This is a genomic window from Actinomycetota bacterium (assembly GCA_019347575.1).
Taxonomy (GTDB): domain Bacteria; phylum Actinomycetota; class Nitriliruptoria; order Nitriliruptorales; family Nitriliruptoraceae; genus JAHWKY01.
On the sequence record JAHWKY010000052.1, the window covers coordinates 1 to 15154 of the forward strand.

Below are 15154 nucleotides of genomic sequence, written 5' to 3' on the forward strand. Positions count from 1 at the left end.
AGCGCGGCGAGGTGGCACACGACGTCGACGCGGTCGTCGATCACACTCGCGACCGTCGCACCATCGCAGATGTCGCCTTCGATGAGACGGAATCGATCGGGCGGCAGTGCCGACAGCTCCCTCGCGTTGCGTCGCTTGATATCCGCTGGATACAGATAGCCATCGAAGGCGTCGAGACCAGTGACGCGCAGCCCCTCCGCGGCGAGCAGGTTGCTGATGCGACCGTGACCACAAGGGGCGTCGAGCACGCGTGAGCCCGGGGGGAGCCCGGCGAGCCGGAGCACGAGGTCGGCGTCCTCTCGGTTGCGCTCGGGGGTGAGCTGGACGGCGGCGAAGCGCAGGTAGTCCGCATCGAACATCCCCTCGAAGTCGAACTCCACCTCGTCGAGGTGCTGGTCCATCGGGCCTCCTGCTGACGGACGGGCCACGGTAGCGTTGAGCAGTCCACGGACGCAGGGATGGACGTGACCGCGACACACACGCCGGCGACCGGCGCCCCGCCCGCGCTCGCCGACCTCGAACGGTGGTTCGAGGACGAGGGCTTGCAGTCGAGCGTCTGGTCGAACGAACCGGGCTACGTCTACGCGGAGCACAGCCACCCGTACCGCAAGATCCTGTTCTGCGTGCGCGGGTCGATCACGTTCCGGACCGCGGATGGCGAGTTCGCCCTCCAGCCCGGTGACCGTCTCGACGTGGACGCGGGTACGACGCACGGGGCGGTCGTCGGTGACGACGGCGTGACCTGCATCGAGGCGGCCTCGAGCTGACCGTCATCGAGCGCGACTGACCGTGGCCCGCGCTGACGCGTTCCCGTTCAGCCGCCGGTGACCGCGTCGAGCCCGAGGTGCTCGCTCCAGATCACGTCACCGGTGTCCTCGTCGATGTCGTCGATCAGCGGGATCGGCACGTCCTCCTCCGACGGGCACGGCTCACCGAGGTGCGCGACGAAGGCGTCCTGGAACTGCTCGACGGTCGAGGCGACCATGAGCTGCTCGCCGACCGGGAGGTAGCAGCGGTTCTGGTCGGTGACGCTGGCACAGCGCTTGAGGATCTCCTCGAGGTCGGTGGCGGTGCCCTCGCCGCGGTCGACCTTCTCGAGCAGCTCGGTGATCTCGGCGGTGCCGAGCTTGCACGCCAGACACTGACCGCACGACTCCATCGCGAGGAAGCGTGACAGGGTGGCGGTGATCTTGACGATGCAGCGGCCAGTGTCGTAGACGACGAAGCCGCCGCTCCCGAGTCCGGTGTCGATCGCCGCCATCTCGTCGAACCCCAGCGGCGTGTCCACCATCTCGGGCGTGATGACGGTGTTGGACGTGCCGCTGTAGATGGCGAGGACGTCACCGACGTCGGCGATGTCGAGCAGCTCACGCAGGGTCGTACCGAGCGGCAGTTCGTGCACGCCCGGCGCCCCGACGTCGCCGGTGACCGTGAAGATCATCGTTCCAGGACTGGAGTCGGTGCCGACCTCGCGGAACCAGTCCGCCCCGTGACGCAGGATCGTCGCGACGTGTGCGAACGACTCGATGTTGTTCACCACGGTGGGGTTAGCCTGGCTCGTGGTCGCGAACAGCCCGGTCTGGTACGGCGGGAGGATGCGCGGCAGCGGGAGCTTGCCCTCGATCACCTCGAGCATCGCCTTCTCCTCGCCGTACAGGTAGGCGTCCGGGCCGGGGACGATCTCGACGCGCTCGGCACCGGGCCAGCCCGCCTCCTGGACCTGGTCGAGTGCGTCGCTGAGACGCTGCAACGGTCGGGTGAACTTGCGCTTGATGCCGACGAACGCGCGCTGCGCCCCGACCGCGTGGCGCGCGATCAGCAGTCCCTCGAGGAAGACGAACGGGTTGCGCTCGATCAGCACACGGTCCTTGTAGGTCCCCGGCTCGCCCTCCGCGCCGTTCGCGACGAGGTACACCGGGGAGCCGTCCTCGTCCGCCGCGTCGACCACCGACCGCCACTTGCGCCCCGTCGGGAACCCCGCCCCGCCGCGACCTCGGAGTCCGGCGGCATCGACCTCGTCGATGACGTCGGACGGGGCGCGGTCGGTGGCGGCGTTGAGTCCCTCGCCGCCCCCCTCGAGCAGGTACGCGTCGAGGTCGGTGACCGGGTCGTCCTGCAGCAGTCGTCCCATGGCGTTCGCCCTCCTCCCCGCATCATGCCGCGCCCCGACGCGCCCCGCATCGACGCCCCCTCCCCATCGGCCGATGACGGAAACACGCGTGGATGCGCGTTCCCGTCAGAACGGGACGACCGCGCTGGCGGGCCGATGACGGAAACACGCGTGGATGCGCGTTCCCGTCAGAGCGGGACGACGGCGCTCGCGGGCCGATGACGGAAACACGCGTGGATGCGTGTTCCCGTCGAGGCTAGGGGCCACCGCGGGACGGGCCGGATGGCCGCGGGGCGACCGTCCGGTTTCCACAGGCTCAGCCCATCCATCCTCGCACGGGTACATCGTCCTGGGTCAGCATGTGCCCATGGCTGTGCTCCCCGACCCCGCACTCGAGCTGCTCGACCGGCAGTTCGGAGCGATCGGGCGGTTCCAGCTCCTGGAGTGGCTGGAACCGGCCGAGATCGATGGCAAGGTCCGCCACGGCGCCTTGGTCGTGATCGAGCGGGGCGTGTACCGCACGCGGGGCGGGGCGCGGTCAACGGAGCAGACCGCGATGGCGAGGACCCTCCGGGCTCGGCCCGGCGCCCGCATCACCGGTCCACTCGTCCTAGCGCTGATCAACATCGACGGGTTCACACGGAAGGACCCGTTCGACGTACTGACCCGACCGGGCCGCCGGATGCGTGGGATCGACTGGCCTCACCGTGAGGACCCGACCCCCGATGTCGGCCGAGCGACGTTGAAGAAGCTGCCGATGGTGACACCGACCATCGCCCTGGTCGACAGCGCCCGCTTCCCAGAGATCGGAGATCGGCGTCTCCGGCTGGGCCTCGACGTGTGCCGTTGGCGCAGTCTGACCTCCGATGACGAGGTCCTCGCACGCGCACGACTGCTCGGGCCCACCGACCCCGGCGCGGCGTTCTGGCTCGAGTTGCTCGCCGACCGTGTCCCCGGGTCGGAGAGCGATGCTGAGAGTCGCATGGTCACCTGGCTCCAGGTCTTCGACCCCGCCCCGGAACCACAGGTCTGGGTCACGCCATCGCGACGCGTTGACGGGTACTGGCGCGCGTACCAACTGATCCTCGAGTACCTCGGGTCGGTCGACCACTCGTACGCCGAGGCTCGCATCCGTGATGACGAGCGGGCGCGGGAGCTCGAGGCGCTCGGGAACCGCGTGATCCCGGTCGTGGCCGCCGACCTCCGCGATCGTGAGGTGTTCCTCACTCGGATGACCCACATCGTGTCACTGCGCGCCTACGAGCTCGGCCTTCCTCCGCCCCGGCGTCGCGACTCCGACGCGGCCTGACGACAACGCGCCTCCACGCGCGTTTCCGTCACGGCCGCCCCGCGCGACACGCCCCGCCCCGACACAACCACGCCTCCACGCGCGTTTCCGTCACGGCCGCCCCGCGCGACACGCCCCGCCCCGACACAACCACGCCTCCACGCGCGTTTCCGTCACGGCCGCCCCGCACGACGTCCGCGGAGAGCGGGGCGCGGTCCTCCGCCGCCCCGGGCACTGCCCCGCTGGGCGGGGCGCGGGGGTCGGGGCGCTAGCGGGCGTAGAGCTCGTCGAAGAGCTGGGCCTGTTCCTGCTCGTGCACGACGTGGCTGCCGCTGGCGGGCGAGGCGGACTCGATGCGGCTGACGCAACGCAGCTCGCGGCCGTCGGCGAGGTCGCCCAGGATGTTCCACAGGCGCCCGTCGACGAACCCCCACGGGCCCATGTTCCGCGGCTCCTCCTGCAGCCACACGACATCGCGTGCCTCGGGGTAGTCCCGCAGGATCGCGGTGAGCTGCTCGTCGGGCCAGGGGTAGATCTGCTCGACGCGCACCACAGCGACCGACCCGTCGAGATCCCGCTCGCCCCGCTGCGCCATGGCCTCGTAGGCGACCTTGCCCGAGCACAGCACCACCTGGGTGACCGCCTCGCGATCGGGCACCGGGTCGTCGTCGAGCGTCTCGCGGAACGAGCCCGAGGTCAGCTCGGCGATGTCCGACACCGCGTCCTTGGACCGCAGCAGCGACTTCGGCGTGAAGACGATCAGTGGCTTGCGTACGTCGCGGTGCATCTGGCGACGCAGGACGTGGAAGTACTGTGCCGCGGTGGTGGCGTTGACGACCTGGATGTTGTCCTCGGCACACAGGGTGAGGAAGCGCTCGATGCGTGCGGAGGAGTGGTCGGGCCCCTGCCCCTCGTAGCCGTGGGGCAGCAGCAGCACCAGGCCCGACGTCTCGTCCCACTTGTCCTCGGCGGCAACGATGAACTCGTCGATGACGATCTGAGCCCCGTTGGCGAAGTCGCCGAACTGGGCCTCCCAGATCACCAGGGTGTCCTTGTCCGCGACCGAGTAGCCGAACTCGAACCCGAGCGCCGCGTACTCCGACAGCAGCGAGTCGTAGATGAACCACTTGCCCTGATCGTCGCTGAGGTCGGCCAGGGGTAGGTACTCCTCGCCGGTGTGGTAGTCGACCTGGACGGCGTGACGCTGGCTGAAGGTGCCGCGGCGGCTGTCCTGACCGGCGAGGCGGATGTTGATGCCCTCGAGCAGCATCGACCCGAACGACAGCGTCTCGGCGAGAGGCCAGTCGATACGCCCCTCCTCGAACTTGCCGCCCTCGCGCTTGAAGATGCGTTCGAGCTTGGGATGGCGGGTGAGCCCGTCGGGAACCCCGAACTGCTTCGACGCGATGTGCTCCAGCGTCTCACGCGGCACGCCCGTGTCGACGTGAGTCAGCACGCCGACGATGTCGGGCTTGCGCGCCTTCGGAGGCTCGGGAGGTGACGACTCCTTGGTGCGATCGAAAGCGGTCTGCAGGCGCTGCTCGAAGTCCTCGAGGTACTCCTCTGCCTGCTCGATGGAGATGTCGCCCCGCTTGACGAGACGCTCGGTGTAGAGCTTGCGGACCGAGCGCTTCTCCTCGATCCGGTGGTACATCAGCGGCTGCGTGAAGCTGGGGTCGTCGGCCTCGTTGTGGCCGTGGCGTCGGTAGCAGATCATGTCGATCACGACGTCCGCCTGGAACCGCTGGCGGTACTCGAAGGCCAGTCGCGCGACGCGTACACAGGCCTCCGGATCGTCGCCGTTCACGTGGAAGATCGGCGCCTGCACCATCCGGGCGACGTCGGTCGCGTACTGGCTCGACCGTGCGGCCTCCGCTGTCGCGGTGAACCCGACCTGGTTGTTGATCACCACGTGGACGGTCCCGCCGGTGCGGTAGCCGCGGAGTTGGCTGAGGTTCAGCGTCTCGGCGACGACCCCCTGACCGCTGAACGCCGCGTCCCCGTGCAGCAGCAGCGGCAGGATGGGGAACTCCTCGCCCCGATCGAGCCGGTCCTCCATCGCGCGAGCCATCCCCTCGACGACGGGGTCGACCGCCTCGAGGTGGCTGGGGTTGGGCGGCAACGCGATGGTGATGCTGTTGCCCCTGCGGCTCTGGAACGTCCCGCTGGTCCCGAGGTGATACTTGACGTCACCCGAGCCCTGGACCGTGTCGGGCTCGATGTCGCCCTCGAACTCCCGGAAGATCTCGGCGTACTTCTTCCCGACGATGTTGCTCAGGACGTTGAGGCGGCCGCGGTGAGCCATGCCCATCACGATGCCCTCGAGCGGTTCATCGGCGGCCGACTCACACACCGCGTCCAGCAACGGGATGAGGCTCTCGCCACCCTCGATCCCGAAACGCTTCTGCCCCACGTACTTCGTGTGCAGGAACCGCTCGAACGCCTCGGCGTCGTTGAGACGCCGCAGGATGTGGAGCTGATCGTCGGTGTCGAGGGTGGTGTCCGTGCCCTCCACACGCTCACGGATCCACGACTTCTGATCGGGATCCTGGATGTGCATGTACTCGATGCCGACGGTGCGGCAGTAGGCGTCGCGCAACACGCCGAGCAGGTCGCCCAGCGTCATCACGTTGTTGCCGTTGACCCCGTCGACGAGGAACTCGCGGTCGAGGTCCCAGATCGACAAGCCGTAGAAGGTCGGGTCGAGCTCGGGGTGCAGCGCCGGGTCCTTGGCGGACAGCGGGTCGAGGTTGGCGATGAGGTGTCCCCGGACGCGGTGCATGTGCGCGAGCGCATCGACCTGCTTCTGCTTCTCGAGTGCGGCCCGCTCGGAGTCCAGCGGGCTGACGTCGCGCTTCCACCTCGCCGGCGTGTACGGGACACCGATCGCGCGGAAGACCTCCTCGTAGAACCCGTCGTCACCGAGCAGCAGGCCGTGGATCTGCTGCAGGAACTGGCCCGACTCCGCGCCCTGGATGACACGGTGGTCGTAGGTCGAGGTGAGCGTCACCACCTTGGATAGTCCCAGGCGGGCGACCGTGTGCGGGTCGGCGGCCTCGTACTCAGGTGGGTAGTCGATGTTGCCGACGCCGATGATGGCGCTCTGGCCCTCCATCAGTCGGGGCACCGATAGGACCGTACCGATCATGCCGGGGTTGGTGATCGTCAGGCTCGTGCCCGCGAACATCTCGGGGTCGAGCTTGTTGGTGCGGATGCGGCGGATCACGTCCTCGTAGGCATCGAGGAACTCCTGGAAGTCCAGCGTGTCGGCCCGCTTGATGTTGGGCACGAGCAGGATGCGTGTGCCGTCGTCGCGCTCGACGTCGACCGCCAGGCCGAGGTTGACGTGGTCGGGAAGCAGCATGCCCGGCTTGTCGTCGTCCACGGGGTGGAACTGCCGCTTCATCGCGGGCACCGCCGCCACGGCCTTGAGGATCGCGAACGCGATCAGGTGGGTGAACGACACCTTGCCACCGCGCGTCCGCCCGAGGTGGTTGTTGATGATCCGACGGTTGATCTCGAGCAGCTTCGCGGGCACGTCCCGGACGCTGGTCGCGGTCGGAACCGTGAGGCTCGTCTGCATGTTGCGGACGATGGTCGCCTGCACGCCCCGCAGCCGCTGGGGCGTCGGCGCCTCCTCGACCTCCTCAGGCTCGTCGGCCTGCCCCTCGGCCTCGTCCGCCTGCTCGGCCTCGGAGGGCTCGGCGGTGGACGGCCGCTCGACCGGTGCCTCCTCCGGCTCGGTCCCTCGATCCTGTTCCGCTGCGGTCCGGGCCTGGCCGTTGCCCGAGACCGTCTCCCCCTCCCCCTCGACGCGGTCCTCGGAGCGGTAGTCCTCGAAGAAGGCACGCCAGGACGGACTCAACGACTCGGGGTCCTCGCGGTACTGCTCGTAGAGGTCCTCCACGAGCCAGCGGTTGAGCTCCGCGGCGCTGCGGGGGGATGGTTCGTCGGCCATGGCGGTATCCGTCGGGGCGGGGAAGCGCGCTCACGATGCTACTTGGGTGGCGACGCCGCCACCGTCACGAACGCGTCCATCCGGGTCACGGATGGAGCCCCAAGGCGAGCGCCGATCGCTGAGCGGTCGGTACCGTCGGCGCCATGCCCCGCAAGCACCGCCGCCATGACCCCGAACCGCGCCCCCTCGAGGTGCCCGGCGAACGCGAGCGTTCCTGCGTGGGCAAGACCGGCTTCCGGTCGCGCATCGAGGCGCAGGAACGCGCCGACGAGTTCAGCCTCGGCACCGGGACACCCAAGGGCGTGTACCGCTGTCCCCACTGCGGTGACTGGCACGTCGGAGGGGACGGCTGAGCCGACGGCAGCGCGCTCCTAGGCCGGGGTGAAGACCACGGGGAGCCGGCGGGGTGAGCGGAACGTCAGCCCGTGAACGTGCACGTCGGGTACGTCGGGGTCAAGGCGCAGATCGGGCAGGCGGTCCATAAGGGCGTTGACGGCGACCTTCATCTCCATCCGCGCGAGGTGCATCCCGAGGCAGGCGTGAGGCCCGGTCCCGAAGGCGACGTGGTGGTGGCTGTCGCGGTCGAGGTCGTAGCGATCGGGATCCTGGTGCCACGCGGGGTCCCGCCCCGCTCCTCCGAGGTGCACCACGAGCCGCGACCCTGCTGGGATGTCGACCCCGCCGAGGGTGGTGTCGGTGGTCGCCTCCCGGGCGATGAGCAGCAGCGGCGGCTCCCACCGCAGCGCCTCCTCGATCGCATCCGGGAGCTGGTCACGGTCGGCACGGATGCGGTCCCACCGCTCGGGCTCCGACAGCAGTGCGAGGAGCAGGTTGCCCAGGGACCGTAGCGTCGTCTCGGCGCCAGCCGGGAGCAGCAGGTTGAGGAACGGGAGGATCTCGTCATCGGTCAGCGTGTGGCCATCGACCTCCGCCTGCACGAGCTCGCTGATGAGGTCGTCCTGTGGCTCGGCGCGGCGCGCCTCGAGGATGTCGGTGAAGTAGTCGCGGAGCGTCCGGGATGCGGCGATGGCGCGGTCCCAGTTGACCGTGATGCTGATCAGCTCGAGCGACAGACGCATGAAGTCGGCCCAGTCCTTGCGGGGCAGGCCGAGGATGCGGGCGATGACCTTCATCGGGAACTGGATCGTGAACTCGCGCACGAGGTCGGCCCGTCCCTGCGCAGCGAAGCCGTCGATGAGCTCGGCGACGAGCGGGGTGATGAGCTCGGACTCCCAGCGGGTCAAGGCGCGGATGCGGAAGGCCTGCGCGACCAGGCTGCGCATGCGGAGGTGCTCCGGCGCGTCCATACCCAGGATGGTGTGGCCCATGACCGGGCCCATGGTGTCGTTGAGGATCTTGGAGGAGAACGTCGCGGCGTCCTTGAGCACCGCCTCGACCTCGGGGCCGCCGTTGACCAGGTACACGGGGACGTCGTTCTCCGACATCCCCATCTGCCAGTTGGGGGACAGGAGCCGGACCCGTCCCTCCTCCCGCTGTCGGTGGATGCGCGGGTAGGGATCGCGGACGTCTCCGATGATGGAGTCCTCGACCGCGAAGGCATCGAAGACCTCGAGTTCGGCGTCACGCTCGTCGATCTGGGGCACGTTCGGCCTTCCTCGTCGTGACGTCTTGGAGGAGCGGTCGCGTCGGACGCGACGGCGTCGTCGTGGCGACGAGAACCCTGACGCTGACGTCAGGGAAGCAGCGTAGGTGTGAGAGAGAGGGCCCGCAAGAGGCCTCCGTCGCCGGCGTCACCCGCCCGAGAGCTCGAGGAAGCGGGCGTAGCGCTCCGCGACGGGATCCGTCCACGCGAGGTCGGGTTCGACACGCGTCCCCTGACGAGCCCACCGCGCCCCGTCGGTGAAGTCGGTCTCCAGACCCGCAGCCAACCGCGCGACGAACGCGGCCCCGAGCGCCCCGCCCTCGGCGACGGCGACCACGTCGACCGGCAGACCGGTGCAATCGGCCAGCGCCTGCATCCACGCAGGGTCCCGGGTCCCTCCACCCGTTGCGACCAGCCGGCGTGCCCCGACGTCTGCCAGCTCGAGGTGCTGGCGGACGACGAACCCGGCGGCTTCGTACGCGGCGCGCCGGACGGCCGCCGTCCCGTGGGTGAGGTCGAGGTCGCGGAGGACGGCGCGACGGGCGGGGTCGTGCAGGGGCGTGCGTTCACCTCGCGGGTAGGGCTCCCACAGCGGGACCGCCTCGGGATGCACGCCGTCGTCGCCCTCAGCCAGCAGCGCGCGGGCCCAGTTGAGGAAGATGCCGCCGGCGTTGGACGCGCCACCGATCAGGAAGATCCCCGGCACGGTGTGGGGGATGGTCCAGAGTCGCTCGACCGCGCGGTACTCGCTGACCAACGCCCACGTCAGCAACGTCGCGCCGCAGATCACCAGCACGTCGCCCTCCTGCGACGCACCCGAGACCAGCTGCTCGCCCAGCGCATCCACCAGACCACTCGCGAGCGGCGCCCCGTCGGGCAGCCGTCCCACCACCTCGCCGAGTCCCGCGACGTCGGCCATCTGATCCGGGCGCGCTCCGGTCGGGGCGAGCTGGTCGGCATCCCAGCCCGTGCCGTCGAACAGCGGGTAGAGGGAGGCGGCCGTGGCGCTGTCGAACGCGGCGTGATGACCCAGCGCGAAGTTCGCCACCGCCTGCGCTGGCCAGTACCCACGCGCGTCAGGGGTCGCCTCGGCGACCCAGCGCAGGAAGCCGATGGCCTCACCCGACATCCCCGGCGGTGCGGTGGGGTCGCGGTCGCCGCGACCGCGTTCATCGCCGTAGAGCAGCCCGGGACCGGCGGGGCGCCCGAAGCCGTCGACCGCACACAACGACGGGACCATCGCCGCGACCGCGACGCCGGCGCACTCACGGGCGTCGAGGTCCTCCAGCGCCCGCCGCGGCCCTTCGAACCACGCCTCCGCAGCGTCGTGCTCAAGTCGTGCAGCGGACGGCGCGCGCAGCGCATGAGGTACCCGGGTACGTGCCAGCACGTTGCCCTCCGCATCCGCGACCACGCCCTTGACCGAGGTCGTGCCGATGTCGAGGCCGACCGTCACCTCAGCCACGAGTCTCCTCCGATCCGCCCTCGATGTGGCACGGGGGGTGCCCAGGGACCATCATGGTCGTTCCCTGCCCGGCAGCGAAGCACTCCGGAGGCGCCGCCTGTGACGTCACGCCCCCACGCCCTGGTGCTCGCGCCGTTCCGCGGCGGAGGCCTGGCTCGGCTCGAGGCTCGCTGCGAGGTCACCCTGGACCCCTGGATCGATCACACCCCGATCAAGCTCCACGACACGGACGAGCTCGCCGCCCGGATCGAACAGCTCGGCGCCACGATCCTGGTCTGCGAGGCGGACGAGGTGGCGGGTCCAGTGCTGGAGCAGCCGCTGGCGGTCGTGGCTGCCACACGGGGCGATCCCACCAACGTGGACATCCCCACCGCCACAGCGCGCGGCATCCCGGTCCTTCACGCCCCGGGCCGCAACGCCGACGCGGTCGCCGAACTGACCGTCGCGCTGCTGCTGGCCGCGGCCCGACGTGTGACGGCGGCCGACCGCGACGTCCGAGCGGGCGAGATCTACAAGGACGGCTCGCTGCCGTACCAGCGCTTCCGGGGCTGGGAGCTGGCGGGGCGCACCGCCGCGATCGTGGGCTACGGCGCGATCGGCCGCGCGCTCGCCTGGCGGCTCGCAGGTCTCGGCATGGTCGTGCTCACCTACGACCCCTACGCGGACGACGCGACACACGCGGATCTCGACGCGATGCTCGCCGAAGCGGACGTCGTGAGCCTCCACGCGCCGGTCACCGAGGACACGCGGGGGATGTTCGACGAGCGCCGCTTCGCACGACTGCGGGGCGGCGCCATCTTCCTCAACGCCGCACGTGCCGACCTGCACGACCACGACGCGTTGGTGGCGGCGCTCGCGGACGGTCGTCTCGGTGCAGCCGGGCTCGATCACTTCACGAACGAGTACCTGGCGCCCGACGACCCGCTGTGCGGCTTCGACAACGTGGTGCTCACCCCGCACATCGGCGGCGCGACCTACGACACCGAGGCCAACCACTCCGCGATGATCGCCGACGACATCCTCGCGCTGCTCGACGGCGGGACACCACGGCACTGTGCCAATCCGGAGGTGCTCACGTGACCAGCGACACCGAGGTGGTCAGGGAGGCGGTGCTCGCCACCGCCAAGACGATGCTGCAGCGCGGTCTGGTCGCGGGGACCTCGGGCAACGTGTCGGCCCGGATCGACGAGGAGCGGGTCTGCATCACCCCATCCTCGGTCGCCTACGAGACGATGACCCTCGAGGACCTGACCGTGATCGACCTCGAGGGGGAGCAACTCGAGGGTGAGCGCCACGCATCATCCGAGAAGGCACTGCACACCCACGTGTACCGCGCCTACCCCGAGATCCAGGCCGTCATCCACACGCACCCCATATACGCCACGATGTTCGCCGTTGCGCGCCAGCCCATCCCACCCGTGATCGACGAGTTCACGATGTACGTCGGCGGCGAGGTGCCGGTCTGCGAGTACGCGATGAGCGGCACCGCCGAACTCGCCGACAACGCCACGGCACAGCTCGCTGCGGTGGGAGCGGCGCTCCTGGCGAACCACGGGCTGGTCTCGGTCGGGCCAACGCTCGACACGGCCCTGCACATCGCCGGACTCGTCGAGCGGGCGGCCCACATCGTGTGGGGCGCACGGTCGCTCGGCGAGCTGCATCCGCTGCCGTCCGAGATCAACGACAACTTCACCGCCCTGTACCGCTACATGCGCAACAATCCCCCGGTGTAGCAGCCCTTACGTCCCTCCGCCCCCCTCGGCGGCTCGTCAGTCCTGAGCGCCCATTCGCCCGTTCGTCGGTGGTCGGAAGTAGGGGTTCGCGCGCGCAACCTCGAGGACCCCAGCCACGTCGTAACCGATGCATGATGTGCTCGTTGTAACGGGCGACCGGAGGTAGCGCACATGGCCACCATCAGAGCGGTCTGCAACAGCTGCAACGCGCAGGTCGACCTGCGCCCCGCCGAGATCGCCGCACACGTTCCGGACGGCTCACGCCCAGAGACCCACGAGGGCTCCTACGCGTTCCGATGCTCCGCATGCCGCACCTTCGTCGTCAAGCCAGCAGACGACCGTGTCATCGGCCTCCTCGTCGCCGGCGGTGTCGAGATCAGCAGCAGCGACGACGCGCCGTGGTCACACCTGCGCCACCCCGAGGCGCCACTTCCAGACGGCCCTGCGCTCACGCTCGATGACCTGATCGACTTCCACGAGCTGCTCGAGACCGACGACTGGTTCGCGACCCTGATCGACGGCGACCACGGGGGCTGGGCCGAGGCGGCCTGATCCGGTCCCCCTCCAGGGGACGTCGCTACGACCCAGAGCCCACCCCACGCTGGGTGGGCTCTCTCGGTTACCCGACGGCGACCCCTGGATCAGTGGCCCAGGAACCAACCGTGGCGATCGAACTCGCGGAGCGCCACGACCTCCGGTCGAGACGGCGGGCGCAACGGCACCGGGTCGCGCACGACCTGCAGGTCCCAGCCGCACGCCCCCACCGCCGCCCGCACCATCTCCTCCGGATCGCCCGGCGGGATCCCGATGAGGCGCAGCTCGCCCTCGACGCGTCGCAGCACACCCTTGTCGGTGACCACCGACGACACGCGGTCACCCGGGCTGGTGACGTACCCCAGCGCCTCCGGGGTCCGGTCGGGTTCGAGGCTCGTGATCACGACGACCTCGTCGGCACGGGTCACGACGTCGTTGCCGCCCCCTGAGCCGACGAGGAAGGATCCACCCGGTACGTCGGTGGAGTTGAGCGCCCCGTCGCGTCCGACCTGTGCGGCCCCGACGCACGCGATGGTGGACGTGCCGGGGCCTCCGACGAGGGTGTCGAGGACGAGGTCGGCGTCGGCCAGCATCGACGCGGTCGGGAAGCTGCGGTGGTTGAAGATGAACGGGTCCGCAGGCGTCGGTGTGTAGTCCCACAGGCCGAGCTCGGCGGTGAGGTGGACGGCGTGTCCAGCGGCACGAGCCTGCGCCACCGCGACCCAGGCCGCGAGGTTGGCGAGCCCGGCGCCGGCGAGGACGGCGTCGGCTCGTCGTGCCGTGACACGATCGACGACCTCGCGAGCACACCACACCGCGGCGTGTTCGAGCGGGGTCGGGGCGCGGTCGGTGTCGACCGGGAACGCGGCCGCATCAGCCTCCCAGGAGGAGGGGTCGGATCGCAGCCGCAACGCGGTCAGCCGGTCGGTTCCCAACGCTCGCAGGTAGGACTCCTGGGTCGCGTGGTCGAGACACCAGCGCTGCGCCCAGTCGTCGAAGTCGTCGCGCGCGGCGCGACGGGCTTCGATCCAGAACGGGATGTCCTCGCCGTAGGGATCCACGGGCAGTCCGGTGGACCCGAGGTACAGGCCGCCGGGGTGCGCCCCGAACGGGGTCTCGACGACCGCGAGCACACGGTGTGCCGGGATCCGCACGAGGTGCGCGAAGGGACGCAGGTCGTCGACGACCTCCTCGACGGTGACGATCGCGCCGCGCCGGGCGGCGTAGACCCCCGCCACGCCCTCGAGCAGCGGCGGCGCCATCGCGATGTTGCCCTCGTGGTCCGCGACGGCGCCGTGGACGAGCGCGACGTCGGGGACCAGCGGTGCGACGACGCTCACCGTCCGGCCGTCGACATCGACCTCGGAGTACTCCGGGTTCGCGGCCATCGATGACCCGCGCACCGATCCGGTCACCGCTGCCGGCAGGCCTCGGGCGGCGGCCTCGAGGCGCTGGACGTAGGAAGCGAACGACCAGTGCTCGACCGCGACCTCCCCCGACCGGTACGCCTCGGCGAAGACGGGGTTGGGCGAGTAGGTGGGGAACGAGTCACCGCTGTAGGCCGTGACGACCTCGCGCACCAGGCCGCCACGGAAGAACAGCGCCCCGAGCGAACCCAGGCTCGCCATGATCAGCGTCAGGCCGGCATCGCCGCCCCAGTGCTGACGGCACAACTCACGTGCGGCGGCGGTCCAGCGGCAGTGGCCGAGCACGACGTGCACGGCGTCCCCCGGACGCACGTGGCGGGCGATGGCATCGGCGAGTTCGGTGTGCTCCATCCTGCGGGCACGCTAGCTGCGTTGGAAGGGGACCCACTGGTGCGTTACCGGAACCACCGGATGTCGCGCGTTGCCACTGACGCTCACGTACGCCACTGGACCGCGACCGCGTCAGGGTCCGACGACGACGGCCGCAGCCCGGTCGTTGCGTGGGTCGCTGGTCGCGAAGCGGGTGCGTCCGTCGGCCTCGGTTCCGACCAGTTGCACCGACGGGTCCCACGAACGGTACTGGCCGTCGTCGACGATCGTGTGACCGCGGGCACGCAGCGAGTCGCGTTCGGCCTGGGGGACGCGGTGCTGCTCGACGAAGAGCGCGCAGCACGTGTCTGCATCCACCCGGGCCGCGTCGAGCGCGAGCGCCGGGTCCATCTCGAAGTCGACGACGTTCGAGACGGCCAGGAGCAGGGCTGAGGGGAGGTGCGGACCGCCGACCCCACCGGCGACCAGCCGCGGGACGCCGTCGGTGCTGACGATCACGGGCGTGACGGAGGATCGGGGGCGCTTGCCGGGACGGGGCTCGTTCGCGGTGCCGGGTTCGTCGAAGTCGGTCAGCTGGTTGTTCAGCAGGATGCCGGTGCCGGGCACGACGACAGCGCTGCCGTAGGGCTGTTCGATGCTGCAAGTGATCGACGCGGCGTTGCCGGCGGCGTCGACGACGCTGACGTGGGCGGTGCTCGTGCCCTCG

13 protein-coding genes are annotated in these 15154 nt (G+C 70.1%); 6 read left to right on the top strand and 7 right to left on the bottom strand.

Annotated features, from left to right (window positions below; all coding sequences use genetic code 11):
* Window positions 1–401: hypothetical protein (locus KY469_20760; GenBank protein MBW3665534.1), on the bottom strand; the 401-nt coding region annotated here is incomplete at its 3' end.
* A gap of 57 nt (window positions 402–458) precedes the next feature.
* Between KY469_20760 and KY469_20765 the strand changes: the two genes are divergently transcribed.
* Window positions 459–767, top strand: a complete 309-nt coding sequence (locus tag KY469_20765; GenBank protein MBW3665535.1) for a cupin domain-containing protein — start codon at window positions 459–461, stop codon at window positions 765–767.
* Window positions 768–814: 47 nt separating this feature from the next.
* Here KY469_20765 and KY469_20770 read toward each other — a convergent pair whose 3' ends face one another.
* Complete coding sequence (locus KY469_20770; GenBank protein MBW3665536.1) at window positions 815–2131, bottom strand: SLBB domain-containing protein; 1317 nt, start codon at window positions 2129–2131, stop codon at window positions 815–817.
* 346 nt (window positions 2132–2477) lie between these two features.
* Here KY469_20770 and KY469_20775 point away from each other — a divergent pair, with 346 nt between their 5' ends.
* Window positions 2478–3419, top strand: coding sequence for a hypothetical protein (locus KY469_20775; GenBank protein MBW3665537.1), 942 nt, complete (start codon window positions 2478–2480; stop codon window positions 3417–3419).
* Window positions 3420–3666: 247 nt separating this feature from the next.
* On the opposite strand, the gene KY469_20780 is transcribed toward KY469_20775, so the two are convergent.
* The gene (locus tag KY469_20780; GenBank protein ID MBW3665538.1) at window positions 3667–7356 is read right to left on the bottom strand and encodes a multifunctional oxoglutarate decarboxylase/oxoglutarate dehydrogenase thiamine pyrophosphate-binding subunit/dihydrolipoyllysine-residue succinyltransferase subunit; all 3690 of its coding nucleotides are present in this window, start codon (window positions 7354–7356) and stop codon (window positions 3667–3669) included.
* A 143-nt stretch (window positions 7357–7499) separates the two neighbouring features.
* Between KY469_20780 and KY469_20785 the strand changes: the two genes are divergently transcribed.
* Complete coding sequence (locus KY469_20785) at window positions 7500–7709, top strand: hypothetical protein (GenBank protein ID MBW3665539.1); 210 nt, start codon at window positions 7500–7502, stop codon at window positions 7707–7709.
* Window positions 7710–7727: 18 nt separating this feature from the next.
* Here KY469_20785 and KY469_20790 read toward each other — a convergent pair whose 3' ends face one another.
* The gene (locus tag KY469_20790) at window positions 7728–8951 is read right to left on the bottom strand and encodes a cytochrome P450 (protein ID MBW3665540.1); all 1224 of its coding nucleotides are present in this window, start codon (window positions 8949–8951) and stop codon (window positions 7728–7730) included.
* Window positions 8952–9107: 156 nt separating this feature from the next.
* Complete coding sequence (locus KY469_20795; protein ID MBW3665541.1) at window positions 9108–10424, bottom strand: xylulose kinase; 1317 nt, start codon at window positions 10422–10424, stop codon at window positions 9108–9110.
* 99 nt (window positions 10425–10523) lie between these two features.
* Between KY469_20795 and KY469_20800 the strand changes: the two genes are divergently transcribed.
* From KY469_20800 to KY469_20810, 3 genes are all read left to right on the top strand, one after another.
* Complete coding sequence (locus KY469_20800) at window positions 10524–11504, top strand: 3-phosphoglycerate dehydrogenase (protein MBW3665542.1); 981 nt, start codon at window positions 10524–10526, stop codon at window positions 11502–11504.
* Between the two features lie 50 nt (window positions 11505–11554).
* Complete coding sequence (locus tag KY469_20805; GenBank protein ID MBW3665543.1) at window positions 11555–12157, top strand: class II aldolase/adducin family protein; 603 nt, start codon at window positions 11555–11557, stop codon at window positions 12155–12157.
* Window positions 12158–12328: 171 nt separating this feature from the next.
* A complete protein-coding gene (locus KY469_20810; protein MBW3665544.1) occupies window positions 12329–12709 on the top strand; it encodes a hypothetical protein in 381 nt (126 codons plus the stop codon).
* A gap of 89 nt (window positions 12710–12798) precedes the next feature.
* On the opposite strand, the gene KY469_20815 is transcribed toward KY469_20810, so the two are convergent.
* Both KY469_20815 and KY469_20820 read right to left on the bottom strand, forming a co-directional pair.
* Window positions 12799–14469, bottom strand: a complete 1671-nt coding sequence (locus KY469_20815; GenBank protein ID MBW3665545.1) for a glutaconate CoA-transferase — start codon at window positions 14467–14469, stop codon at window positions 12799–12801.
* A gap of 111 nt (window positions 14470–14580) precedes the next feature.
* Window positions 14581–15154 (bottom strand): gamma-glutamyltransferase family protein (locus tag KY469_20820; GenBank protein ID MBW3665546.1); only part of this gene is annotated, 574 nt, incomplete at its 5' end.